Origin of the sequence: Actinomadura sp. 3N508, assembly GCF_044326375.1 — a bacterium.
GTDB lineage: Bacteria > Actinomycetota > Actinomycetes > Streptosporangiales > Streptosporangiaceae > Spirillospora.
The window spans coordinates 187,686-209,964 of record NZ_JBIRAX010000012.1; the positions used below are offsets into that span (position 1 = coordinate 187,686).

The following is a 22,279-nucleotide window of genomic DNA, read 5'->3' on the forward strand; positions in this document are numbered from 1 at the left end:
CGGGGTCAGGCGAGTCCGCGGCGGGCGACGGCGGGGGGCCGGGTCCCCTGGATGGAGGCGACCATGTCCAGGACCTGGCGGACGCCGTCCGCCTGCGGCTCGGGGACGCGGAAGAGCGCCGCGCCCAGCCACGCGTACACCGACACCGCGGCGAGCAGCGCCGGATCGGGCTCCCGCGCGTCCGTCTCAAGTGTGACGAGCACCATGTCCCCCGCGGCCGCGTGCCGCTCCACGCGGTCCGCCGGGGGCGCCGTGCCCGCATCCACGGCGCCGTCCGGCACGGGCGCGTCCATCGGCAGTACCATCCGCTCTCGCACTTCCATGCCTCAAAGCGTGGCACGATCTGAGACCGGGAAACGTCCTTCAGAGGGGGACGTGTGCAGATCGGAGCGAGATGGTAGTCGTGGTTCTCGTCCTGGCCGGCCTGGCCGTTCTGGGCGCCGTCGTCGTCCTCGCCATGGGCCGGGGCGGGGAACTGGCCGAGACCCATCCCGACTACCCGCGGCTCCCGTTCGGCGCCGACGGCCGCCCGATCACCGGCCCGGACGTCGCCCACATGCGGTTCCCGCGCACGTTCTGGGGCTACCAGCCGCAGGTGATGGACGAGGCGCTGCGCCGCGTCTCGCACGCGCTGTCCGAACGCGACGCCCGCGTGGCCGTCCTCGAACAGCAGCTCCACGACCTTCGCTACGGCGAGGGCTCGATCGGCGCCCTGCACGGCCTGGAGCAACTGGAGGAACCGGCCTCGAACGGCGGCCCGCCCTCGCTCCTCAAGGAGGAGACCGAGGAGGACGAGCGCGTCGGCGGCGCGCCGGAGGACCGCCAGTGAGCAGCGTCGCCGTCCACGCGGAGGCGGTCTCGGCCGCGCCCGCCGACCGGCTCTTCGACGTCCTGACCGACTGGCCGCGGCACGCGGAGTGGATGCCGTTCACCAGCGCGGAGGGCGGCCACAAGACCGGCGCCGACCTGAAGGCCTGGACGGGCATCGGCCCGATCGGGTTCCTCGACACCATGGTGATCACCGACTGGCGGCCGGGGCGGCGCGTCGCCGTCCGGCACACCGGGCGCGTGGTGCGCGGCGAGGCGTGGTTCAAGGTCGTGCCCGAGGGGTCGGGCAGCCGCATCGTGTGGGCCGAACGCGTCGACCTGCCCCTCGGCCCGCTGGGCCGCGCCGGATGGCTCGTCGTGGGCCCCGTCGTGAAGGCGTTCATGCGCCTGGGCCTCCGCCGCCTGGCCGCGCTGTCGGAGGCGTGCGGTAGAACGGGCGGGTGACCACCGCGATTCTGGGCGAGGACGGCCTGGCCCGCTGCCCATGGGGCCTGTCGGCGCCCGACTACGTCGCCTACCACGACGAGGAGTGGGGCCGTCCCGTCCGCGACGACCAGGGCCTTTACGAGAAGCTGTGCCTGGAGGCGTTCCAGTCCGGGCTGTCGTGGCTGACGATCCTCCGCAAGCGCGAGGCGTTCCGGGCCGCCTTCCACGGGTTCGATCCCGAGAAGGTCGCCGCGTTCGGCCCCGGCGACGTCGAGCGGCTGATGGCGGACGCCTCGATCGTCCGCAACCGGGCGAAGATCGAGGCGTCCATCGCCAACGCCCGCGCCGCGCTCGACATCCCCGGCGGCCTCGCCGCGACCGCCTGGCGCTACGCCGACCCCGACGCGCCCGCCTATGCCGACACGGACGACATGCCCGCGTCCACCGACGGCTCGAAGGCCCTGGCCAAGGAGCTGAAGAAACACGGCTTCCGCTTCCTCGGCCCCACCACCGTCTACGCCCTGATGCAGGCCTGCGGCCTCGTAGACGACCACCTGACGGGCTGCCACCGCCGAGGCGCCTACAAGTAGGAATCATTCCGCCTTGGCCGCCTCCAGGACGGGGACCCCTGCGGCGCGCCGGGCCGGGAGGGCGGACGTCGCCAGGGTGACGGCCGCCGCGCCCGCGATGACCGCGACGAACAGCCACCACGGCGGGCTCGGCGTCAGGAACGAGCTGCCCGTCCCGACGTGCATCAGGTAGCCGGTCCCGAGCGCCGTGCCGAGCCCGAGCAGCGTCCCGAGCAGGACGACCGTCGCGGCCTCCCACCGGACGACCGACCGGATCTGCGCCGCCGTCGCGCCCACGGCGCCGAGCAGCCCGAACTCGCGGGTCCGTTCGGCGACGCTCATCGACACGGTCGTGGCCATCCCGAACAGCGCCAGGACGAGCGCCATCCCGATGAACCCGTACACGACCTTCACGCCGCTGGTCATCGCCTTCGCGGCCGTCTTGACGTAGCCGGACTCGTCGAGCACCTGCGCGCCGGGCACGTCCGCGACCGCCCTGGTCAAGCCGTCCTCGGTGCCGCCGCGGACGAGAATGACCCGCGTCCCGGCGCCCGGGTCCAGCCGGTCCATGGTGGCCGTCGACACCAGCGCCTGGTCGGCGAACAGGTGCGACGGGTCGTGATACGCGCCCGCGACGGTCAGCGTGACCTTCCCCCGCACGCCCCGCACCACGATCCGCTGCCCCTTCTTCAGCCTGTTCGCCTCCATGACCGTGGACGTGACGCCGATCTCGCCGGCACGCAGCGGCCGCAGGCTCCCGCCGAGGTCGAGGACGGACGGCAGCGCCGCCTGGTCGGCCCCGGTCACGTCCAGGAACACCGGCTCCGGCGGCTCCCCGGGCTCCGGCGGCTTCGGCGGCGGGTCCACCAGCCGGACCGCGGTGCCGGTCAGCGCCGTCGCGTGGGACACGCCGGGCGCGGCGGCGGCCTTCGCGACCGTGTCGCCGGGCAGCGGCGCCTGCCCGGACGAGGTCTTCTCCGCCGCGGCGATCGCGTGCTCGGCCACCATCACCTCCTTCCCGGCCTCGTCGAAGCGGGCGTTCACCGACAGCACGAGCACCGCGGTCGAGGAGACGAGCGCGACGCCGAGCATCAGCGAGGACGCGGCCGACGACACCCGCCGCGGGCTGCGGGTGATGGTGGCGCGGGCGAGCCGCCCGGCCTCGCCGCTCACCGCGGTGCCGACGCGTCCGACCAGGCCGCCGAGCGGCCCGACGAAGAACGGGGCGAGGACGGCGAGCCCCGCCACCGCCGTCATCGACCCCATCAGGATCATGATGCAGACGCCGACCGTGCGCTCCATGCCCGGCGGCTCCTCGTACCTGATCGCGAACACCAGGCCGTAGAACCCGGCGGCGAGGGCGAGCACGGCGAGCGCGCCGAGGATCCGGGGCCAGCGCCGTCCGGCCGAGTCGGTGCTCGCGGCGCGCAGCGCCTGCATCGGCGTGATCCGGGACGCCTTGCGGGCGGCGCGCCAGGCGGCGAGCTGGGTGACGAGGATCCCGGCGAGGGCGGGCGCGCCCAGGGCGAGCCAGCCGAAGTCGGCGTCGGCGGCGGAGATGTCGAAGCCGTCCTTGGCGAACAGGTCGGTGAGCAGCCCCGACACCGGGTAGCCGACCAGCACCCCGCCGATGGACGCGACGATCCCGAGCGCGAGCGCCTCCAGCCGGATCAGCCGCTTGATCTGGCGGGGCGTGGCGCCGATCGCGCTGAGCAGCGCGAGCCGCCGGGTCCGCTGCCGCACCAGCGTGCCGAAGGTGTTGGCGACGACGAACAGCCCCACGAACACGGCGAGGGACGAGAGCATGCTCAGCGAGCCGCCGACCGAGACGCCCGCGGCGTCCAGGGTGGCCGACTGCGCACCCCGCACCTCGGCGGCGGTGCGGACGGTGACGTCCTCGCCGCGCAGGTCGCGGGCCAGATCGGCGCGGAGGGCCGACGCCTTGACGCCGGGCGCGGCCTTGACCCACACGCCCTGCCACGTCCCCGGCGGCAGCTCGGCCGCCGCGCGGACCGTCTCCGGCGGCGCCAGCAGCAGATCACCGCTCGCCACGGCGCTGCGGCCCTGCACGGTGACGATCCCGACGATCTTCAGCGCGCGGGTCTCCTCGGGCAGCGTCGTCCGCATCGAGTCGCCGACCTTGAGCTTCCCGGCGCGGGCGATGTGCCGGGTGACGGCGATCTCGCCGTCGGCGGCGGGCGCGCGCCCGTCCTCCAGGCGGTAGGGGTTGAGCCGGTTCTCCGGCGTCCAGGGCCGGAGCATCGTGGCCGCCCCGGCCGGCGGCAGGATGATCTTGCCGTCGGAGCCGGTGGCGGTGACCGGGACCATGGCGTCCCCGGCCGCCGCCGCCACGCCGGGACGTCCGGCGACCCGGTCCAGCGGGACCTGCCCGTCCGGGACGGTGTAGACGTCGCCGGGATCGGCCGTCCCGCCCAGCACCAGCACGTCGGCGCGGGCGTACTCGCTGGCGTCGGTGCCCGACACCGCCTCCTGCGCCCGGAACGTGAACTGCAGCGACCCGGCGATCAGCCCGATCGCGAACATCGCCGCCAGCAGTGTGGCGGTCAGCTGCTTCCAGCCGCCGGTGAACGAGCGGCGCGCGATGAGCCACATGGCGCGCTCAGCCCTCCATCCGCCGCATGGCGGCATGGACCTGGTCGATGGTGGGGGAGTGCAGCTCGTGGACGATCATCCCGTCGGCGAGGAACAGCACCCGGTCGGCGTGCGCGGCGGCCAGCGGATCGTGCGTGACCATGATCACGGTCTGCCGGTAGGCGTCCACGGCGGTGCGCAGGAACCCGAGCACCTCCGCGCCCGACCGCGAGTCGAGGTTGCCGGTGGGCTCGTCCGCGAACAGCACCTCGGGACGGGTCAGCAGCGCCCGCGCCACCGCGACGCGCTGCTGCTGCCCGCCCGACAGCTCGCCCGGCCGGTGCCTCAGCCGCTCGCGCAGGCCGAGCGCGTCCACGATCGTGTCGAACCACTGCCGGTCCGCGCGCCGGTTCCCGAGCCGCCCGGTGAGCCGGATGTTCTCCTCCGCCGTCAGCATCGGCAGCAGGTTGAACGACTGGAACACGAACCCGAGCCGGTCGCGGCGCAGCTTGGTGAGCGCGGTCCGGGACAGCTTGGTGATGTCGACGTCGCCGATCAGCACGGAGCCCGACGTCACCGCGTCCAGGCCGGCCATGCAGTGCAGGAACGTCGATTTCCCGGAGCCGGACGGCCCCATGATCGCGGTGAACCGGCCGCGCGGGAACGCCGCCGAGACGCCGCGCAGCGCGGCGACCGCGCCGTCGCCCGTCCCGTACGACTTCACCACGTCACGCGCCACCGCGACGTGGTCGTGGAGCTGCGCTGCCGGAGGTACGGCGGTTGTCTGGATCATGCCGTCCAGGAAACCGCCGGGACCCCCTCCGGCACATTGACGCACACTCCCGAGCCCGCACTGGGGATGGCCCCACCAACGCCCACGTGCAGGCCGGAGACCGGGGCTAGTGGCCCTCGAAGGTGGGCTGCTCCTTCTTCAGGAACGCCTCGGTCGCGTTGTGGTGATCACTGGTCTTCTCGCAGTTGTCCTGGAGCTCGGCCTCCCGCTCGAGCGCGGACGCCAGGTCGTGCGTCGCCGCGAAGTCGAGCGCCGTCTTGACCGCGCCGTAGGAGACCGTCGGGCCCGCGGCGAGGCGGCGGGCCAGCTCCACGGAGGCGGGGGCCAGCTCGTCCGCCGGGACGACCCGGTTCACCAGCCCCAGCTCCAGCGCCGCCTCGGCCTTGATCGGCTCGCCGAGCAGCAGCAGCTCCGCGGCCTTGGCGCGGCCGACGAGGCGCTGCAGCGTCCACGACATGCCGCTGTCGGGCGCCAGGCCGATCCCGGTGAAGGCGGTCGCGAACCGGGCCTTGTCGGACGCGACGATCAGGTCGCACGCGAACGCCAGCGACGCGCCCGCGCCCGCCGCCACCCCGTTCACCGCCGCGATCACCGGCTTCCGCATCCCCGCCAGCGCCAGCACGATCGGGTTGTAGTGCTTGCGGACGGTGTCGTCCAGCCCCCTGCCCGCGGCGAGGTTGTCGCCATGCTCACGTAGGTCCTGACCTGCGCAGAAGGCCCGGCCGGCGCCCGTCAGGATCACCGCGCGGGCGGCCGGGTCGGCGGCGGCGCGCACCACCGTCGCGCGCAGCAGCTCCTTCATCTCGACCGTCAGCGAGTTCATCCCGTCCGGCCGGTTCAGCGTGATCGTCCCAACGCCGTCCGTCAGGTCGTAAAGCACGGTCTCAGCCATGGTGGTCCCCTCTTTCCAGCCTTCACCCACCCTCCCATCTTCCGATCTGGAGGCTGATCGTTACCACTTCGCGCCCGGAAGACGAGATAATGGACCACTACTGATGACGCGGATGCGACACGCGGCCACGCGGCCAACGGTGTGCGAAGGCCGCGGCCCTACGCAGGAAGGGGATACGCATGGCGGCGATGAAGCCGCGGACGGGAGACGGTCCGCTCGAAGTGACCAAGGAGGGACGCGGAATCGTCATGCGAGTCCCACTCGAAGGCGGTGGACGTCTCGTGGTCGAGCTGTCCGCCGACGAGGCCAAGGAGCTCGGCGAGGCCATCAAGGGCGTCGTCGGCTGACGGCACGGCCGTTCCCGGCTTGTTGGTGACGGTCCCGGCGGGGGTTATCGCCGGGGCCCTTGCCATTCCCGCACCGAAGACACCCGACCGAAGACACCCGACCGAAGACACCTGGGGGAACCGCAGCCATGCCCATCGAGACCCGCATCCACGGCGCCGGGGGCACCGTGTCCCAGACCGCGGTGGACATCGATGCGGAGGTCGTGGCGGTGCCGGTCGGGTCGGGGCCCGCCGCCCCTGCCGCCGAGGTGGCGGAGTCGCTGCCGTTCACGCTGGACGAGCTGCTGGAACTCCACCGGGCCAAGGGCGAGCCCGGCGAGATCACCGCGACCCAGGTCCGGCTCGGCGACCGGATGCGGGAGCTGCTGCTGTACGGGGTGGGCGACGCGGCCCCGGCCGACCTGCGCAAGGCCGGCGCCGCACTGGCCCGCCGCGGCAGGGGCCGCACCGCGCTCGCCGCGGGCGTGCCCGCCGGTGACCTGGCCGCGTTCGTCGAGGGCGCGCTGCTCGCCGGCTACGAGTTCAAGATCGGCGCAGAGCCCGCGCCGGCGAAGAAGGCGCTCGGCACGCTCGCCGTCCTCACCGAGGCGGGCCCCGAGTCGGACGCGCCCGCCATCGAGCTCGGCACCGCCCGCGCCCGAGCCACCGCGCTGGCCCGTGACCTCGCGAACACCCCGTCCCGCGAGAAGGACCCGTCGTGGCTCGCCGCCCAGGCCGAGCGGGTCGCCGCCGACGCGGGCCTCACCGTCCGCGTCCGCGGCGAGAAAGAGCTGGTGGAAGAGGGCTTCGGCGGCCTCATCGCGGTCGGCGGCGGATCGTCGCGGCCGCCCCGGCTGATCGAGCTCTCCTACGTTCCCGAGGGGCCCGCCGAGCGGCACGTCGTCCTCGTCGGGAAGGGCATCACGTTCGACAGCGGGGGCCTGTCCCTCAAGCCGAACGAGGGCATGAAGACGATGAAGACCGACATGGCGGGCGGCGCGGCCGTCATCGCCGTGATGGGCGCGCTGCGCGGCCTCGGCGTCCGCGCCCGCGTCACCGGGCTGGTCGCGGCGGCGGAGAACATGCCGTCCGGGTCGTCCATGCGGCCCGGCGACGTGATCACCCACTACGGCGGGACGACGTCGGAGGTGCTGAACACCGACGCCGAGGGACGGCTCGTCCTCGCCGACGCGCTCGCCTACGCCGACGCGGAGCTGGCCCCCGACGTGGTCGTTGACGTCGCGACCCTGACCGGCGCGGCGAAGGTCGCGCTGGGCCTGCGGCACGCGGCGCTGTTCGCCACCGACGACGCCCTAGCCACCGCGCTCACCGAGGCCGGATCCACGGCGGGGGAGCGGGTGTGGCGGATGCCGCTCGTCGAGGACTACCGCGCCGCGATCGACTCCGACGTCGCCGACATCAACAACATCGGGCGCGGCGGCTACGGCGGCGGCGCCATCACGGCGGCGCTGTTCCTGCGCGAGTTCGCCGGCGACCGCCCCTGGGCGCACCTCGACATCGCCGGCCCGGGCCGCAGCACGTCCGACGACGCCGAACTCACCCGCGGCGCGACGGGCTACGGCACCCGCCTGCTCTTGACCTGGCTGACCGGCTAACCGTCCTCCAGCCCCCCACCCGCCACCATTCAAACGATCACTTCGTGCGGCGGTCGATCACCGGGACGCGGCGGTAGCGCCTCGCCTGCTTGACGATCTGCGGGAGCGTCGCGTCCCAGCCCGACTCCACGGCGAACGACCACGGGACGGCGGCGGCCGTGGACGGCACGTCCCGCAACGTCAGCGCCATCAGCCGCGGCCGCTCCGACGTCCGCGCCATCTCCGCCAGCTCGGGCGTCGGCAGGAACACCAGGTAGTCCTGCTCGCCCCGCCGGGTTCCGGCGGAGCCGCGCCGCAGCGCCGCGATCGCCGCCACGTCCGGCCAGGGCAGCGCGCGCCCGGCCCGGCGGGGCAGCGGCCAGCGCGCCGGGCGGCGCACCCCGGCGCCGTCGAACTCCAGGACGGGACGCCGCGCGAGCATCCCCCCGGCCGAGGCGAGCAGCCCCGCGCCGAACAGCCCGAGCCCCGCCACACCCAGGATCATGATCGTGATGCTGGCGAGCCCGGCGCCGCGCATCGCGCCGCCCGCGATGAACGCCACGGACGCGAGGAACATGATCAGGAACGCGATGACCCGCCACGTCCCGCGCCAGGTGACCCGCTGCCGCACGGCGAACACCTCGTCGGCGGCGGCCTTCTCCTCGCCCACCCGCTAGTCGCGTTTGACCGCGCAGAGCAGGCCGTCGCCGACCGGGACCAGCAGCGGGACGAGCCGGTCGTCCTCGCGGATCATGTGGTGCACCTCGCGGATCGCCTCGGTCTCCGGGTCGCGGCGGTCGGGGTCGGCGACCCAGCCGCCCCACAGCGCGTTGTCGAACGCGACGACGCCGCCGGGCCGCAGCAGCCGCAGCGCGCCGGTCAGGTACTCGGGGTACTCGCGCTTCTGCGCGTCGCAGAACACCATGTCGTAGGCGCCGTCGGTGAGCCGCGGCAGCACCTCCAGCGCGGGCCCGATGATCATCCGGGTGCGGAAGGAGGCGAGGCCCGCCTCCGCGTACGCCTGCTTCGCCAGCCGCTGGTGCTCGGGATCGATGTCCACGCTCGTCAGCACCGCGTCCTTGGGCATGCCGCGCATCAGCCAGATCCCGGACACGCCGCAGCCGGAGCCGATCTCCACGACCGTCCGCGCGCCGAGCAGGGTCGCGAGGAAACGCAGCGCCGCCCCGCCCGCCGGGCCGATCGGCGTCGCGCCGATCTCCTCACCGCGGCGCCTGGCGTCCGACAACGGCTCGTCTTCGGGGAGGAAACCCTCCACATAGGCAAGTTTGGCCTGGTCGGCGTCGATGGCTGCCTCCTCGCGGGACCCCCGCCTGGCTCATGCTGGGAAGACCATATCGCTGAGGGGGAACCAACTCGCGTTTCAGTGCGTTATGAACAGAGAAGGAACCCGTCATGCGCGGGTCGAACCCACGAGAACCCAGTCGGTCCAGCACCGCCCCAGCCCAGGCGAGACCGTGCCGTTCCAAGGCGAGTCCTTGGCCCACGAGAGAGGAACAGCCCGGCACCATGGGAGTCGCAGCACTCAGTTTCAGAAGCGCTGTGGGGGTGGGCCCCGGGCAGGGGCTCGGTAGCGTCGCGGGCACTCGCGAGAACGCCCCCGAGGCCGATTGGGCGCCGCCGTCCTGGGACGAGGTCGTCCGCGAGCACGGTACCCGCGTGTACCGGCTCGCCTACCGCCTGACCGGCAACCAGCACGACGCGGAAGACCTTACACAAGAGGTCTTCGTCCGCGTGTTCCGGTCCCTGTCGAACTACACGCCGGGGACGTTCGAAGGCTGGCTGCACCGGATCACCACGAACCTGTTCCTCGACATGGCCCGGCGCCGCCAGCGGATCCGCTTCGAAGGGCTCGCCGACGACGCCGCCGAACGCCTCCAGGGCCGTGAACCGACCCCGGCGCAGGCGTTCGACGACAGCAACTTCGACGCCGACGTCCAGGCCGCGCTCGACGCGCTGGCCCCCGAGTACCGCGCGGCCGTCGTGCTGTGCGACATCGAGGGCCTGTCGTACGAGGAGATCTCCGCGACGCTCGGCGTCAAGCTGGGCACCGTCCGCAGCCGCATCCACCGGGGGCGGGCGCAGCTGCGCACCGCGCTGGAACACCGCGCGCCGACGCGGCGCCGCCCCGGCACGCGCAACGAGTTCCAGCCCGCCGACGCCATGCTGATGGAGGCGTCCGAGCTGGACGGCACGGAGCTGGACGGCGAGCAAGACCTCGGGGCGACCGACGACGCCGGCGACGGCCTGCACGCGGCAGGCGGCCGGCCTCAGCCGGAGGGCGTGTAAAAGCTGTGCTCACCGCGCGGTGCGGGACCGCGCGGGTGACTGACCGGAAAGACGGAGGCCGCGTGAGTTGTCTGGGGGAGCGTCTGACCGCTCTGGTCGACGGCGAGCTGGGACATGAGGAGCGCGACCGCGCCCTCGCCCACCTCGCGTGCTGCGACCGGTGCAGGGACGAGGTCGCCTCGCTGCGCAAGCTCAAGGGCCGGCTGCGCGGGCTCGACGAGACCGGCGAGCTCCCGTCCCCCGACTTCCTGACCCGGCTCCGCACCCTGCCCGCGGCCGCCGGTTCCCCCGCGCCCCGCGACGACGCTCCGCCGAAGCCCGCCGGCCCGCTCTCCGGCCCGGCCGCAGACCCCCTCGCCGACCCGCTCGCCGCCGCCTCGGCGGTGCGGCACTCCGCGCGCCCGCTCCGGTCCGCGACCCGCCCCGCCAGGGTGTCCACCGCGCGCCCGCGCGACAACCGCCCCTCCGGACGCGTCGCGGCAGCAGCCGCGCTCGGCGTCCAGCCGCGGCGCCGCTACCTGGTCATGGGCGCCGCGACCCTGTTCCTCGGCCTCGGCGGCGTGTCGTACGCCGTCGGCGGCGGTGACGACGCGCCGACCATCACCCCGGCGTTCGACCGCTACGCCGTCCAGCACGCGCTGACCTCGGGGGACGCGCCGATGACCGACCCCCTGACCGACCCGGCGAACCAGGTCCAGGTCTCCCCGGGGCCGTGATCGCCAAGACCCTTACCCGCCCGGGACGGCGCAGGACCGTCCTGGCCTGGGGGCTGGCGGGCGCGCTCGCGCTGGCCGCGGCGCTCGCCGGTGACCCGGCCACGGGCCGTCGCGTCCGCAGCGACCCGGGCGCGGTGGGCCTGCTGCGCGCCGCCGGCGACGCCGCCCGCCGCGTCCCGTACGAGGGCAGGCGGTTCCTCACCACGTGGAACCGGGGCCGGTCCAGCACGTCCCGGATCACGGTGTCGCACACGCCGGGCGACGGCGTCCGCTACCGGGCCGGGACGGGCGCCGCGGACGGCTACCAGCCCGACTCCGGCCCCGACTCCGCCGACCCCACCGGTTTCACGCCGGTGACGCTCGACCTGCTGACCCGCAACTACTCGGTGGTCCGCGGCGCCGACTCGGCGGTCTGCGACCGTCCCGCCCGCGTCATCGAGGCCCGCCGCGACGACGGCAGCCCGGCCGGCCGGTTCTGGATCGACGCCGAGACCGGGCTGATGCTGCACCGCGAGCTGATCGACGCCACCGGCCGCCGCGTGGTCGCCGCCGGGTTCAGCGAGATCAGCTACACCGTCCCGGCGAAGCAGCCCGCGACCTACGCCATCGGCGCCGCGCCCCGCGGCGGGTCCGAGCGCTTCCCCGCCTCCGGCGGCCACGGCTCGGCCGTGTGGAGCGACCGGCTGGATCGTGCCGATCTCGCCGCGCTCCGCGACCGCGGCTGGCCCGTCCCCAAGGACCTGCCCGGGCGCCTCACCCTCCACGACGCGCGCCGCGACGGGGGCGGCGGCGCCGTCCACCTCAGCTACTCCGACGGCCTCGCCGCCGTCTCCGTGTTCGTGCAGCGCGGCACGATCGACGAGCGGACCCTGTCCGGCTGGCAGAAGACCGTCAAGCGGGGCCGGACGATCTTCCACCGGGAGTCGCTGCGCCGCTGGGCCGTGTCCGCGGGCGACGGCTACGTGTACACGGTGCTGACCGACGCCCCGCTCAGCACCGCCGACGCGGTCGCCGCGAGCCTGCCCCGCGACACCACCTCGATCTGGACCCGCGTCTCCCGCGGCGCGCAACGCCTCGCCGCCGTCGCCAACCCCTTCGACTGATCGCCCGAACCGGGATGATCAGCCGGCCCGGAGGTCTTATGCTCGCCACATGCCGAGCCGGGCACGATGAGCACCAGATGACGAGAACCATGCTCGGTAGGAGAGATGGGGATGACGGAAGACAACCGCGGGCCGGTCAGGGCGCCGTCGGACGACGAGGACGTCGTCCCCGGCCTGGAGCCTGAACGGCAGGAGGCGGCGGCTCCTCCCGAGACGGTGACCGACCAGGAGATCCCCCTGGAGCCGCCGGCGGACACGCCACCTGATCAGGAACCCGCGGCTCAGCAGGTCCCGTCGGACGCCTCCGACGACGACCCCGAGCCGGGCCGGGAGCCGGGCTCCGGCGACCGGCTCGTCGCGGGCGGTTTCGCGCCGCCCGACTCGCTCGGCGACCCGCCCGACACCAGCGAGGACGTACTGTCCCGCGGCAGCCCGTCCGACATGGGGCCGCAGGAGGTCCCGCTGCAGGACGCCCCGCCGCGCGACATGCCGCAGCCGCCGCCGCTCGTCGCGCTCGACAAGCCCATCGCGGACGCGCCGGACGGGCGGCCCGGGTTCGTCCCCTACGACCAGGACCCGAGGGCCGCGCACGGGCAGCCTCCGCACGGCGGCGGCTGGCCGCAGCAGTCCCACCAGGGCCCGCCGCCCCCGCCCGGGGCGGGCAGGCCGCCGATGGGCCCGCCGCCCGCACCGATGGGCCCGCCGCCCGGCGGCCCCCGCCCGATGGGCTTCGGGATGCCGCCCGGAGGCGGCCCGAACTGGGCGCCCGTCCCGGCGCTCTCGCCGTCCGCGCGCGGTGGCCCGGGCCTCGGCCTCTTCGCGATCGTCGCGCTGATCGTCGCGCTGGTCGCGGGCGCGGTCGGCGCCGGAGTCGGCGTGATCGCGACGGACGGCGACGACGGCGGCTCGGTGAGCCTCGGCGGCGGCAACGACAGCGACACCCCGGTCCAGGCCCGCCCGCCGGACTCCGTCGCGGGCGTGGCGCAGCGCGTGCTGCCCAGCGTCGTGATGATCCGCGCGCAGTCCTCGCAGGGCGAGGTCGGCGGTACCGGCTTCATCGTCAACGGCGGCTACGTCATCACCAACAACCATGTCGTGGCGGGCGCGGGCGGCCAGATCCAGATCGTCTTCAACGACAAGAAGGTGCTGCCCGCGACGGTCAAGGGCACCGACGCGAGCTCCGACGTCGCCGTCCTGAAGCCCGAGGGCCAGCACTCGCTGCCCGCGCTCACCGTCGGCGACTCCAGCAAGATCGCCGTCGGCGACCCGGTGATCGCGATCGGCTCGCCGCTCGGCCTGCAGGGCTCGGTGACCACCGGCATCGTCAGCTCGCTGAACCGCGCCGTTCCCACGCGGGGCGAGGGTGGCGGCGACGCGGCCTACCTCAACGCGATCCAGACCGACGCGGCGATCAACCCCGGCAACTCCGGCGGCCCGCTGGTGGACGCGAAGGGCCGCGTGATCGGCATCAACACCGCGATCGCGACGGTCGGCGGCGGGGGCCTCGGCGGCGAGCAGCAGGGCGGCAACATCGGTCTCGGCTTCGCGATCCCGATCAACCAGGGCAAGCGCGTCGCCGAGGAGATCATCCGGACCGGCAGCGTCCGCCAGGCCAAGCTCGGCGTGCTTCCCGACCCGCGCTACCAGGAGGGCGGCGCGCTGATCATGCCGCAGCCGGTCAACGGGCAGGACCCGGTGACCAAGGGCGGCCCGGCCGACAAGGCGGGCCTGAAGCCCGGCGACGTGATCACCAAGGTGGACGGCAAGCCGATCGAGGACGCCACCGACCTGATCGCGCAGATCCGCAGCCGCGCCCCCGGCGACAAGATCAAGGTCAGCTACCGCCGCGGCAGCCAGGAGAACACCGTCGAGGTGACGCTCGGCTCCGACTGATCACGGCAGGAATGTTCAAACTCGGTTCATCCGGACTGGGGATACGCTTGGGGGACCGGCCCGCCTAGGGCCGGTCCCCCTAAGCTGGCTAGTGGAGGACGGGTGTTCGACGTCGGACTCGGTGAGATGGCGGTACTCGTCGTCCTCGCCCTGGTCATCTTCGGAGACCGGCTGCCCCAGGTCGCCGGGCAGGCGGGCCGCATGCTGCGGCAGTTCCGCCAGATGGCCAACTCCGCCAAGGCGGACCTCCAGGAGGGCCTCGGGCCGGAGTTCAAGGACTTCGACATCGCCGACCTCAACCCGAAGACGTTCGTCCGCAAGCACCTGCTCGAAGACGACGACGACTACCTGAACGGCAAGAGCGGCCTCTTCGACGACGAACCGGCCATGGCCCCCGCGGGCGGCGAACTGGCCTTCGGCGAACGCCCCCCGTACGACAACGAGGCCACCTAGCCCAGGGGGGCCTACGGCCGCACGAGCCGTGGCCCCGGCTTGGTTACTTCCGCTTCGGGGCGATGCCCAGGGACATTCCGGCCAGGCCGCGGCTGCGGCCGGCGAGGGTGTCGGCGATGGTGCGGAGTTCCTTGGCGGCGCCCGCGTCCGGGTCGGACAGGACGAGGGGGACGCCGTTGTCGCCGCCTTCGCGCAGGCGCGGGTCGATCTGGACCTGGCCGAGCAGCGGGACGCGGGTGCCGAGCGTCTTGGTCAGGGCGTCCGCGACGGTCTGGCCGCCGCCCTCGCCGAAGATGTGCTGCCGCTCACCGCAGTGCGCGCACGACAGGTACGACATGTTCTCGATCACACCGACGACCTGCTGGTGGGTCTGCGCGGAGATCGCGCCGGCCCGCTCGGCGACCTCGGCGGCCGCCTGCTGCGGGGTGGTGACCACGAGGATCTCCGCGGACGGCAGCAGTTGCGCGACGGAGATCGCGATGTCGCCGGTGCCGGGCGGCAGGTCCATGAGGAGGAAGTCGAGGTCGCCCCAGTAGACGTCGGCGAGGAACTGCTGGAGCGCGCGGTGCAGCATCGGCCCGCGCCACACGACCGGCTGGTTCCCGGCGGTGAACATCCCGACGGAGATCACCTTCACGCCGTGCGCGGACGGCGGCATGATCATGTCCTGGACCTTGGTGGGGGAGCCTTCCACACCCAGCATCCGCGGCACCGAGTGGCCGTAGATGTCGGCGTCGACGACCCCGACCTTGCGGCCCTGCGCGGCGAGCGCGGCGGCCAGGTTCACCGTCACCGACGACTTGCCGACGCCGCCCTTGCCGCTCGCGACCGCGTACACCTTGGTCAGCGAGTTCGGCTTGGCGAACGGGATCTCCTTGGCGGGCTCGCCGCCGCGGAGCTTGGTCTGCAGGTCCTTGCGCTGCTCTTCGCTCATCACGTCGAGCTCGACCTCGACGGCGGTGACGCCGTCGAGCTTGGACACGGCCTCGCGGACGTTCCTGGTGATGGTGTCCTTCATGGGACACCCCGCGACGGTCAGGTACACGCCGACGCGGACGGCGCCGCCGGCGATGTCGACGCTCTTGACCATGTCGAGCTCGGTGATCGGCTTGCGGATCTCCGGATCGATCACCGTGGAGAGCGCCGCGGTAACCTGCTCGGTCGTCAACTGGGAGGCCATGCCCCCATCGTATGAACCGGATGCCGCTCCTCCTAATCAGGGTGTCCCACCCCACAGTGCGGGGCGCCGCCGTACGATCGGGTCCGTGACCAACGGCGCCCTCTCGGCCACCGAGCTGATCGTCTGGCGGACCATGCTCCGCGCCCAGGCGCGCATCTCCCGCGGGCTCCAGGCCGACCTGCTGGAGCGCCACGACCTCGCGCTCGGCTCCTACGAGGTGCTCATGCACCTCGGTGAGGCCCCGGCCGGGCGGCTCCGGATGAACGATCTCGCCGACCGGGTGCTGCTGTCGCGCAGCGGCCTGACCAGGCTCGTCGACCGGCTGCAGCGGGAGGGGCTCGTCGTCCGGCAGTCGTGCGCGAGCGACGCGCGCGGGCTGTTCGCCGTGCTGACCGCCGCCGGGCGGGTGCGGCTCGGCGAGGCGACCCCGACCTACCGGCAGGGCGTCCGCGACTACGTGCTCAGCAGGCTGGACGAGCCCGACCTGCGCACCCTCGGCGCCATCCTCGACAAGCTCGCCGACGAGAAGATCCCCGCGCAGCCGCTCAGCGGTGGCCGTCCTTGGCGTCCAGCTCCCGCATGATCTGCTGGAGCTCGGAGCGCAGGAAGTCGCGGGTGGCGACCTCGCTGAGCGCGACCCGCAGCCCGGCGATCTCCCGGGTCAGGTACTCGGTGTCGGCGATGCTCCGCTCGTTCCTGGAACGGTCCTGCTCGTACTGGACGCGGTCGCGGTCGTCCTGCCGGTTCTGCGCGAGCAGGATCAGCGGCGCCGCGTACGACGCCTGCAGCGACAGCATCAGGGTCAGGAAGATGAACGGGTACGGGTCGAACTTCAGGAACGACGGCGCCGCCAGGTTCCACACGATCCACACGGTGACGAACACCGTCATGTAGACGAGGAACCGGGCCGTCCCGAGGAACCTCGCGATCCGTTCCGACAGGCGCCCGAAGGACTCGGGGTCGTAGTGGACGCGCGGCACGAGCGTCCGGCGGATCTCCCGCGGCTGGTCCAGGCGAGCGGGCATCTGGCGTGTCGTCATTGCGTGTCCCCCCGGAGCGCCTCTTCTTCGGGATCCCGGTCGGCGGCCTCGTCCGCGCTCGCGTCCATCACGGTCTCGCGCCAGTCCTCGGGCAGCAGGTGGTCGAGGACGTCGTCGATGGTCACCGACCCCAGCAGGTGGCCGTTCTCGTCCACGACGGCGCCCGCGACGAGGTTGTAGGTGGCCAGGAACATCGCGACGGCCTCCAGCGACATGGTGGGCCGCAGCGTGTCGAGCTCGGCGTCCACGATGCCGCTGACCAGCGTCGGCGGTGGCTCGCGCAGCAGTTTCTGGAAGTGCACGGTGCCGAGGAACCTGCCGGTCGGCGTCGCGGTCGGCGGGCGGCACACGTACACCTGCGCGGCGAGGGCCGGGTTCAGGTCGGGGCGGCGGATCAGCGCGAGCGCCTCGGCGACGGTCGCGTCGGGCGCGACGACCACCGGCGCGGTCGTCATCAGCCCACCCGCCGACTGGTCCGGGTAGGTCAGCAGCCGCCGCAACGGCGCGGCCTCGTGCGGCTCCATCAGCATCAGCAGCTGCTCGCGCTGCTCGGTGGGCAGGTCGCCGAGCAGGTCGGCGGCGTCGTCGGGGCCCATCGCCTCCAGGACGTCGGCGGCCCGGTCCACGCCGAGCTTGCCGAGGATCTCGATCTGGTCGTCCTCCGGCAGCTCCTCCAGGATGTCGGCGAGCCGCTCGTCGTCGAGCGCGACCGCGACCTCCGCGCGCCGCTTCTCCGGCAGCTCGTGCATGATGTTGGCGAGGTCGGCGGGCTTCATCCGCTCGAACGCGGCGATCAGCCCGGCGGCGCCCTGCCCGTGCTCGACCGCGGCGAACCCCTCGACGTCGTCCCAGTTCACGACGAGGCTCTCCCCGCGTTTGCGGAGTCCACGCCCCGTCCTGCGGCGGACGGCGACCTTCCCGATCAGCCAGTCGCGGGTGCGGGTCGGCTCCATGGCGACGTCGACCACGGAGACGGACTCGCCGGTGTCGCGGAACCGGACCGTCCGGTCCAGCATCTGCCCGATGACGAGCGTCTCCGACTCGCGTTTCTGGAACCGGCGGACGTTCAGCCGCCCGTCGAAGATCACCGCGTCCGCCTCGAACACCGTCACCCGGGTGATCGGCAGGAACACGGTGCGGCGCGAGGCGACCTCCACCACCAGCCCCAGCACCCGCGGCGGCCGCGGCGCCAGGCGCAGCGCGACCACCACATCGCGGACGCGCCCGACCTGGTCACCGGCCGGGTCGAACACCGCGACGCCCGCGAGCCGGGCGATGAACACCCGTGTCGGAGCTCCGCTCATGGTCCGGACACTACCCATGATCGACCCGCTGATCCGGGACAAAGGGGGGTGATACGGGGCGCGGGACCCCATGAGAGGCTGTGCAGCGTGAGCGACGTCATGACCGAGCCGTTCGAGGAACACCGCAGCCTGCTGTTCGCGGTCGCGTACCGGATGCTGGGCACCGCCGCCGACGCGGAGGACGCCGTCCAGGACGCCTGGCTGCGCTGGTCGGCGGCCGACCGGTCGGCCGTCGCCGACCCGAAGGCCTACCTCGTCCGGATCACCACCAACGTCGCGCTCGACCGGCTCCGGTCGGCGCGCGCGCAGCGCGAGACCTATGTCGGGCCGTGGCTGCCCGAGCCGATGCTGACCTCGCCGGACGTCGCCGCCGAGGGCGCGGAGCTGGCGGAGTCGGTGTCGATGGCGATGCTCGTCGTCCTGGAGACGCTGAGCCCGCTGGAGCGGGCGGTCTTCGTCCTCAAGGAGGTCTTCGGCTACCCGTACGCCGAGATCGCGGAGGCGCTGGACCGCTCCGAGGTGTCGGTGCGGCAGCTCGGCACCCGCGCCCGCAAGCACGTGGAGGCGCGCCGCCCGCGCTTCGAGACCGGCGGCGCGGAGCGGCGCGCCGCGACCGAGCGGTTCATGGAGGCGGTGCTGGGCGGCGACATCAACCGGCTCATGGAGGTCCTCGCCCCGGACGTGACGCTCTGGACGGACGGCGGCGGCAAGGTCAGGGCCCCGCTGCGCGTCATCCACGGCGACCAGAAGGTGGCCCGCTGGCTCAGCGCCATCACCGGGCGGCCGTACGCGGGCGTCGAGCCGGAGGACATGCGGATCAGGAGCGCCGACCTCAACGGCGAGCCCGCCCTCATCGTGGAGGGCCCGGGCGGCCGGCCGATCGGCACGGTCAGCGTGGACCTGGACGAGAACGGCCACATCCGGGCCGTGCACCTCGTCGCCAACCCCGACAAGCTGGCCTCGATCGCAAGCGGCCGCCATCTGCCGATGTAGGCCCCCGGGGTCAGCGGTCGACGTGGCGGCGCTTGCCGCCGAACAGCCGCGGCGGCGTGCCCGCCGTCGTCGCGGGCGTCGGGACGGGACGCACGGTCGCGTACTCCTCCGCCGCCTCCGCGACCTCCTCGGCGGGGGTGAGCCGGACGATCCACGACTCGGTCGCCCACCGCTCCACCTGGCCCTCGTGGGACCCGGCGTTCAGCCGGTCCTTGGCCATCGGCGGCGTGACGGCGTCCCACAGCTCCGACCCGGGCTCGACCAGCTCGGCGTCGGCGGCGAACGTGACCAGCCGCCCGCCCTTGTCCTTGCTGCGCACGATCACGGTGACCCGCTGCCGGGCCTGCGCGGCCTCCGGCAGGCCGGGCAGCGGCTGCTCGCCCTCCCCGCCGGTCAGCACGTACGCCGACCCCTCGTGCCACAGATGCCAGGCGGCCCTCGGCTGCGGAAGGCCGGGCAGATCCAGCCACAGCAGCCCCGACTTCTTGGCCGCCTCCTCCACCAGCGCCGCGTTCAGCTCACCCATGTCACGAGGGTCTCATATCGCCCGGATAGCATCCGGGCCATGCGCGCCCGACGAACGACCCTTTCCGTCCCCGGCAGTAATCCCCGTTTCATCGAGAAGGCGCAGGGCCTCCCGGCAGACGAGGTCCTCCTCGATCTGGAGGACGCCGTCGCGCCGTCCGCCAAGGAGGAGGCCCGCAAACTCGTCATCGCCGCCCTGAACGAGGGCGACTGGACCGGCAAGACGCGGGTCGTGCGGATCAACGACCTCGGCACCCGGTGGGCGTACCGGGACGTGATCGAGGTCGTGGAGGGCGCGGGCGCCAACCTCGACGCGATCATGCTGCCGAAGGCGCAGGACGCCGGGCACGTCCAGTGGCTCGACCGGCTCCTCACCCAGATCGAGCTGGCCATGGGCCTGCCCGCGGGCCGCATCGGCATCGAGGCCCAGATCGAGGACGCCCGCGCCATGGTCAACGCCGACGCCATCGCCGCGTCCTCGCCCCGGCTGGAGTCGCTCGTGCTCGGGCCGGGCGACCTGATGGCGTCCCTCAACATGAAGACCCTCGTCGTCGGCGAGCAGCCGCCCGGCTACACCGAGGGCGACGCCTACCACCACATCCTGATGCGGATCCTGATCGCCGCCCGCGCCCACGGCCTCCAGGCCATCGACGGCCCGTACTTCAACATCAAGGACGTGGACGCGTTCACGCGGGTCGCCGAGCGCGCCGCCGCGCTCGGCTTCGACGGCAAATGGGTGCTGCACCCGGCGCAGATCGAGGCGGGGAACGCGGTGTTCTCCCCGTCCCAGGACGACTACGACCGCGCCGAGCGGATCCTCGACGCCTACGACCACTCCGTGACCGTCGAGGGGCGCGGCGCCGCCCGGCTCGGCGACGAGATGATCGACGAGGCGTCCCGGAAGATGGCGCTCGTCGTCGCCGCGAAGGGCCGCGCGGCCGGGATGACCCGATCGCGGAGCGTGGGCGACGCGGCGCTTGGAGATGCCTCACCGGGGAACTGACACCCCGTACGATTCGTCCCACGTAGGCGAGGCATTACGGGAGGGTCGCACGTGTCAGAACAAGGGGACGCCGATGGCTGGGCCCCGCTCGACCCCGACCTGCCCGACGGCCGTCCACCGGAGCCGAGCTCCGGGCAGCCGCAGTCCCCGCCTCAGCCGCAGCCGGTCGGATTGAGCAAGGAGTACGGCCCGCCCCAGTACCCGCAGGCGCCTTACGCTCCCGGCCCCTATGAGCACGCGTACGGCGCACCATACGGCGCGTACGGCGCGCCGCCCGTGAAGCGGCCCTGGACGGTCGAGGCGCCGAAGGGGTCCCCGTTCCACCGGCTGGCCCGCACCGAGATGCACCGGTGGTGGCGCCCGCTTGTGGGGACGCTGGCGATCGTGGCCGCCGGTACGGGCCTGGCCCTCGGGCTCATGATCGTCGGGATGATCATCCGGGTGGCGGCGACCGGGGAGCTGCCCGAGGCGTCCGGTTCGGACAGCGAACTGATCTTCGGGAACGAGACGGCCGACCTCGCGTTCAACCTGGCGGCGCTCGCGGTGTTCCTGCCGGTGGCGCTGTTCGCGGCGTGGGGGATCCAGCGGCGGCGTCCCGGCACGCTGTCGTCGGTCGCCGGGCGCCTTCGCTGGCGCTGGATGCTGGCGTGCTGCGGCCTCGCGATCCTGTTCTGCGTCGTGTCCTACGGGACGTCGATCCTGGCGGGCGTCTCCATGGACGACCAGTCGAGCGGCGACGAGCACTGGGTCGGCTGGGACGACTTCATCATCCCGGCGATCGCGATCGTGCTGCTGGTGCCGTTCCAGTCGGCGGCGGAGGAGTACGTGTTCCGCGGCTGGATGCTCCAGGCCGTGGGCGCCTGCACGCTGGAGAACGCCAAGCGGCGCGCCGGGCGCGCGCTCAGCGTCCTGTTCCGCACGCCGTGGCCCGCGATCGTCGTCGGCTCGGCGCTGTTCACGTCCGGGCACGGCTACACGAGCTGGGGCATCCTCGACATCTTCGCCTTCGGCGCGATCGCCGCCTGGCTCGCGGTGCGGACGGGCGGCCTGGAGGCGAGCATCGCGCTGCACGTGTTCAACAACCTGATGGCGTTCCTGTTCTCCGCGGCCATCGGCGAGCTGGACATCGAGCAGGGCAGCGTGCCGTGGCAGGTCGTCGTGGCCGACGTCGTCCCGATGGCGCTGTACGCGGCGGCCGTCGTCTGGCTGGCGCGGCGGATGCGGGTCCAGACCGTCACGGCCGGCCCGGAGGACGAGGACGACGTCCCCGTCACCGGCACGCCCCAGCCGACCTCCGTCTCATAGCAACCCGGGTCTCATAGCAGCCCCCACAGGACGAGCGCGTCCAGCAGCCCGTCCGTGACGGGGAGGTCTCGCAGCTCCTCCGGCGGGATCCACCGCACCTCGGACGCGTCGTCCCCGGCCCGGAGGATCCCTCCGATGACCGCCGCCGCGTAGTCGTGGATCTCGTAGACGACGCCCTCCGGCCCCGGCCGCTCCACCGACCCGACCTTCCCGCGGGCGACGACGTCCAGGCCGGTCTCCTCCTTCAGCTCCCGCGCGACCGCCGCCGGATCGTCCTCGCCCGGCTCGACGCGCCCGCCCGGGATGGACCACAGGCCCTCGCCCGGCGGGCGCCCCCGCCTCACCATGAGCAGCCGGCCGTCCCCGTCCCGGACGATCCCGCCGACGCAACGCACGCGCATGCCCCCATATTGCCGCGCCTTGCCCGGCCGCCGAC

24 protein-coding genes and 1 pseudogene are annotated in these 22,279 nt (G+C 73.4%); 14 read left to right on the top strand and 11 right to left on the bottom strand.

The genetic code is table 11. The features are described from left to right. Positions 1-5: 5 nt before the first annotated feature. Positions 6-323 (bottom strand): hypothetical protein, encoded by a 318-nt coding sequence (locus ACH34S_RS34590; RefSeq protein ID WP_395957094.1) that lies wholly within the window; start codon positions 321-323, stop codon positions 6-8. Positions 324-394: 71 nt separating this feature from the next. Here ACH34S_RS34590 and ACH34S_RS34595 point away from each other — a divergent pair, with 71 nt between their 5' ends. From ACH34S_RS34595 to ACH34S_RS34605, 3 genes are read left to right on the top strand one after another with little or no spacing between them, the layout of a single operon-like run. Beyond that, entirely contained in the window at positions 395-829 is a 435-nt protein-coding gene (locus ACH34S_RS34595; RefSeq protein ID WP_395957095.1) for a hypothetical protein, read from the top strand. Further along, positions 826-1,272 carry an SRPBCC family protein gene (locus ACH34S_RS34600; protein ID WP_395957096.1) on the top strand — a complete coding sequence of 149 codons (447 nt, stop codon included), beginning with the start codon at positions 826-828 and terminating at the stop codon, positions 1,270-1,272. The genes ACH34S_RS34595 and ACH34S_RS34600 overlap by 4 nt, the downstream gene beginning before the upstream one ends. Then, the gene (locus ACH34S_RS34605) at positions 1,269-1,844 is read left to right on the top strand and encodes a DNA-3-methyladenine glycosylase I (protein WP_395957097.1); all 576 of its coding nucleotides are present in this window, start codon (positions 1,269-1,271) and stop codon (positions 1,842-1,844) included. The genes ACH34S_RS34600 and ACH34S_RS34605 overlap by 4 nt, the downstream gene beginning before the upstream one ends. A gap of 3 nt (positions 1,845-1,847) precedes the next feature. Here the strand turns inward: ACH34S_RS34605 and ACH34S_RS34610 are convergent, their stop codons facing one another. The 3 genes from ACH34S_RS34610 to ACH34S_RS34620 form a co-directional block, all read right to left on the bottom strand. After that, positions 1,848-4,436 (bottom strand): FtsX-like permease family protein, encoded by a 2,589-nt coding sequence (locus tag ACH34S_RS34610; RefSeq protein ID WP_395957098.1) that lies wholly within the window; start codon positions 4,434-4,436, stop codon positions 1,848-1,850. A gap of 7 nt (positions 4,437-4,443) precedes the next feature. Further along, complete coding sequence (locus tag ACH34S_RS34615; RefSeq protein ID WP_395957099.1) at positions 4,444-5,208, bottom strand: ABC transporter ATP-binding protein; 765 nt, start codon at positions 5,206-5,208, stop codon at positions 4,444-4,446. 106 nt (positions 5,209-5,314) lie between these two features. Beyond that, on the bottom strand, positions 5,315-6,100 hold the full coding sequence (locus ACH34S_RS34620) for an enoyl-CoA hydratase-related protein (RefSeq protein ID WP_395957100.1): 786 nt from the start codon (positions 6,098-6,100) through the stop codon (positions 5,315-5,317). Positions 6,101-6,279: 179 nt separating this feature from the next. On the opposite strand from ACH34S_RS34620, the gene ACH34S_RS34625 reads away from it, so the two are divergent. Together ACH34S_RS34625 and ACH34S_RS34630 are read left to right on the top strand one after the other, a co-directional pair. Beyond that, the gene (locus ACH34S_RS34625) at positions 6,280-6,447 is read left to right on the top strand and encodes a DUF3117 domain-containing protein (protein WP_089314488.1); all 168 of its coding nucleotides are present in this window, start codon (positions 6,280-6,282) and stop codon (positions 6,445-6,447) included. Between the two features lie 128 nt (positions 6,448-6,575). Next, positions 6,576-8,042, top strand: a complete 1,467-nt coding sequence (locus ACH34S_RS34630) for a leucyl aminopeptidase (RefSeq protein ID WP_395957101.1) — start codon at positions 6,576-6,578, stop codon at positions 8,040-8,042. A gap of 37 nt (positions 8,043-8,079) precedes the next feature. Here ACH34S_RS34630 and ACH34S_RS34635 read toward each other — a convergent pair whose 3' ends face one another. Then, positions 8,080-8,691, bottom strand: coding sequence for a hypothetical protein (locus ACH34S_RS34635; RefSeq protein ID WP_395957102.1), 612 nt, complete (start codon positions 8,689-8,691; stop codon positions 8,080-8,082). A gap of 3 nt (positions 8,692-8,694) precedes the next feature. After that, a complete protein-coding gene (locus tag ACH34S_RS34640) occupies positions 8,695-9,297 on the bottom strand; it encodes an O-methyltransferase (RefSeq protein WP_395957103.1) in 603 nt (200 codons plus the stop codon). A gap of 251 nt (positions 9,298-9,548) precedes the next feature. Between ACH34S_RS34640 and sigE the strand changes: the two are divergent. The 5 genes and pseudogenes from sigE to ACH34S_RS34665 form a co-directional block, all read left to right on the top strand. Continuing rightward, positions 9,549-10,157 (top strand): annotated as a pseudogene (gene sigE / locus ACH34S_RS34645) (RNA polymerase sigma factor SigE); the annotation flags it as partial. Between the two features lie 233 nt (positions 10,158-10,390). After that, positions 10,391-11,044: an anti-sigma factor family protein gene (locus tag ACH34S_RS34650; protein WP_395957104.1), complete on the top strand. Its 654-nt coding sequence runs from the start codon at positions 10,391-10,393 to the stop codon at positions 11,042-11,044. Further along, positions 11,041-12,147: a sigma-E factor regulatory protein RseB domain-containing protein gene (locus tag ACH34S_RS34655; RefSeq protein WP_395957105.1), complete on the top strand. Its 1,107-nt coding sequence runs from the start codon at positions 11,041-11,043 to the stop codon at positions 12,145-12,147. Before ACH34S_RS34650 ends, ACH34S_RS34655 begins: the two co-directional genes overlap by 4 nt. A gap of 111 nt (positions 12,148-12,258) precedes the next feature. After that, positions 12,259-14,040 (top strand): S1C family serine protease, encoded by a 1,782-nt coding sequence (locus ACH34S_RS34660; protein WP_395957106.1) that lies wholly within the window; start codon positions 12,259-12,261, stop codon positions 14,038-14,040. Positions 14,041-14,142: 102 nt separating this feature from the next. Continuing rightward, positions 14,143-14,493, top strand: coding sequence for a sec-independent translocase (locus ACH34S_RS34665; protein WP_395957107.1), 351 nt, complete (start codon positions 14,143-14,145; stop codon positions 14,491-14,493). 43 nt (positions 14,494-14,536) lie between these two features. Here ACH34S_RS34665 and ACH34S_RS34670 read toward each other — a convergent pair whose 3' ends face one another. Beyond that, a complete protein-coding gene (locus tag ACH34S_RS34670; RefSeq protein WP_395957108.1) occupies positions 14,537-15,673 on the bottom strand; it encodes an Mrp/NBP35 family ATP-binding protein in 1,137 nt (378 codons plus the stop codon). Positions 15,674-15,758: 85 nt separating this feature from the next. Between ACH34S_RS34670 and ACH34S_RS34675 the strand changes: the two genes are divergently transcribed. Next, on the top strand, positions 15,759-16,256 hold the full coding sequence (locus ACH34S_RS34675; protein ID WP_395957109.1) for a MarR family winged helix-turn-helix transcriptional regulator: 498 nt from the start codon (positions 15,759-15,761) through the stop codon (positions 16,254-16,256). Here ACH34S_RS34675 and ACH34S_RS34680 read toward each other — a convergent pair. Together ACH34S_RS34680 and ACH34S_RS34685 are read right to left on the bottom strand one after the other, a co-directional pair. Next, positions 16,219-16,713, bottom strand: coding sequence for a DUF1003 domain-containing protein (locus ACH34S_RS34680; protein WP_395957110.1), 495 nt, complete (start codon positions 16,711-16,713; stop codon positions 16,219-16,221). The genes ACH34S_RS34675 and ACH34S_RS34680 overlap by 38 nt on opposite strands. Next, positions 16,710-18,017 carry a magnesium transporter MgtE N-terminal domain-containing protein gene (locus ACH34S_RS34685; RefSeq protein ID WP_395957111.1) on the bottom strand — a complete coding sequence of 436 codons (1,308 nt, stop codon included), beginning with the start codon at positions 18,015-18,017 and terminating at the stop codon, positions 16,710-16,712. The genes ACH34S_RS34680 and ACH34S_RS34685 overlap by 4 nt, the downstream gene beginning before the upstream one ends. Positions 18,018-18,104: 87 nt before the next feature. Here ACH34S_RS34685 and ACH34S_RS34690 point away from each other — a divergent pair, with 87 nt between their 5' ends. Next, positions 18,105-19,010 (top strand): RNA polymerase sigma-70 factor, encoded by a 906-nt coding sequence (locus tag ACH34S_RS34690; protein ID WP_395957112.1) that lies wholly within the window; start codon positions 18,105-18,107, stop codon positions 19,008-19,010. Positions 19,011-19,020: 10 nt separating this feature from the next. Here ACH34S_RS34690 and ACH34S_RS34695 read toward each other — a convergent pair whose 3' ends face one another. Beyond that, on the bottom strand, positions 19,021-19,536 hold the full coding sequence (locus ACH34S_RS34695; RefSeq protein ID WP_395957113.1) for a hypothetical protein: 516 nt from the start codon (positions 19,534-19,536) through the stop codon (positions 19,021-19,023). Positions 19,537-19,575: 39 nt separating this feature from the next. On the opposite strand from ACH34S_RS34695, the gene ACH34S_RS34700 reads away from it, so the two are divergent. Continuing rightward, positions 19,576-20,538, top strand: a complete 963-nt coding sequence (locus ACH34S_RS34700) for an HpcH/HpaI aldolase/citrate lyase family protein (RefSeq protein WP_395957114.1) — start codon at positions 19,576-19,578, stop codon at positions 20,536-20,538. 51 nt (positions 20,539-20,589) lie between these two features. Beyond that, complete coding sequence (locus tag ACH34S_RS34705) at positions 20,590-21,843, top strand: lysostaphin resistance A-like protein (RefSeq protein WP_395957115.1); 1,254 nt, start codon at positions 20,590-20,592, stop codon at positions 21,841-21,843. A gap of 11 nt (positions 21,844-21,854) precedes the next feature. On the opposite strand, the gene ACH34S_RS34710 is transcribed toward ACH34S_RS34705, so the two are convergent. Further along, positions 21,855-22,244: an NUDIX hydrolase gene (locus ACH34S_RS34710; protein WP_395957116.1), complete on the bottom strand. Its 390-nt coding sequence runs from the start codon at positions 22,242-22,244 to the stop codon at positions 21,855-21,857. Positions 22,245-22,279 lie beyond the last annotated feature (35 nt).

Coding starts and splice junctions, on each gene's coding strand:
- ACH34S_RS34590 (WP_395957094.1), bottom strand. CDS start 323: ATGGAAGTGCGAGAGCGGATGGTACTGCCGATGGACGCGCCCGTGCCG.
- ACH34S_RS34595 (WP_395957095.1), top strand. CDS start 395: ATGGTAGTCGTGGTTCTCGTCCTGGCCGGCCTGGCCGTTCTGGGCGCC.
- ACH34S_RS34610 (WP_395957098.1), bottom strand. CDS start 4,436: ATGTGGCTCATCGCGCGCCGCTCGTTCACCGGCGGCTGGAAGCAGCTG.
- ACH34S_RS34615 (WP_395957099.1), bottom strand. CDS start 5,208: ATGATCCAGACAACCGCCGTACCTCCGGCAGCGCAGCTCCACGACCAC.
- ACH34S_RS34620 (WP_395957100.1), bottom strand. CDS start 6,100: ATGGCTGAGACCGTGCTTTACGACCTGACGGACGGCGTTGGGACGATC.
- ACH34S_RS34625 (WP_089314488.1), top strand. CDS start 6,280: ATGGCGGCGATGAAGCCGCGGACGGGAGACGGTCCGCTCGAAGTGACC.
- ACH34S_RS34630 (WP_395957101.1), top strand. CDS start 6,576: ATGCCCATCGAGACCCGCATCCACGGCGCCGGGGGCACCGTGTCCCAG.
- ACH34S_RS34660 (WP_395957106.1), top strand. CDS start 12,259: ATGACGGAAGACAACCGCGGGCCGGTCAGGGCGCCGTCGGACGACGAG.
- ACH34S_RS34670 (WP_395957108.1), bottom strand. CDS start 15,673: ATGGCCTCCCAGTTGACGACCGAGCAGGTTACCGCGGCGCTCTCCACG.
- ACH34S_RS34680 (WP_395957110.1), bottom strand. CDS start 16,713: ATGACGACACGCCAGATGCCCGCTCGCCTGGACCAGCCGCGGGAGATC.
- ACH34S_RS34685 (WP_395957111.1), bottom strand. CDS start 18,017: ATGAGCGGAGCTCCGACACGGGTGTTCATCGCCCGGCTCGCGGGCGTC.
- ACH34S_RS34695 (WP_395957113.1), bottom strand. CDS start 19,536: ATGGGTGAGCTGAACGCGGCGCTGGTGGAGGAGGCGGCCAAGAAGTCG.
- ACH34S_RS34700 (WP_395957114.1), top strand. CDS start 19,576: ATGCGCGCCCGACGAACGACCCTTTCCGTCCCCGGCAGTAATCCCCGT.
- ACH34S_RS34710 (WP_395957116.1), bottom strand. CDS start 22,244: ATGCGCGTGCGTTGCGTCGGCGGGATCGTCCGGGACGGGGACGGCCGG.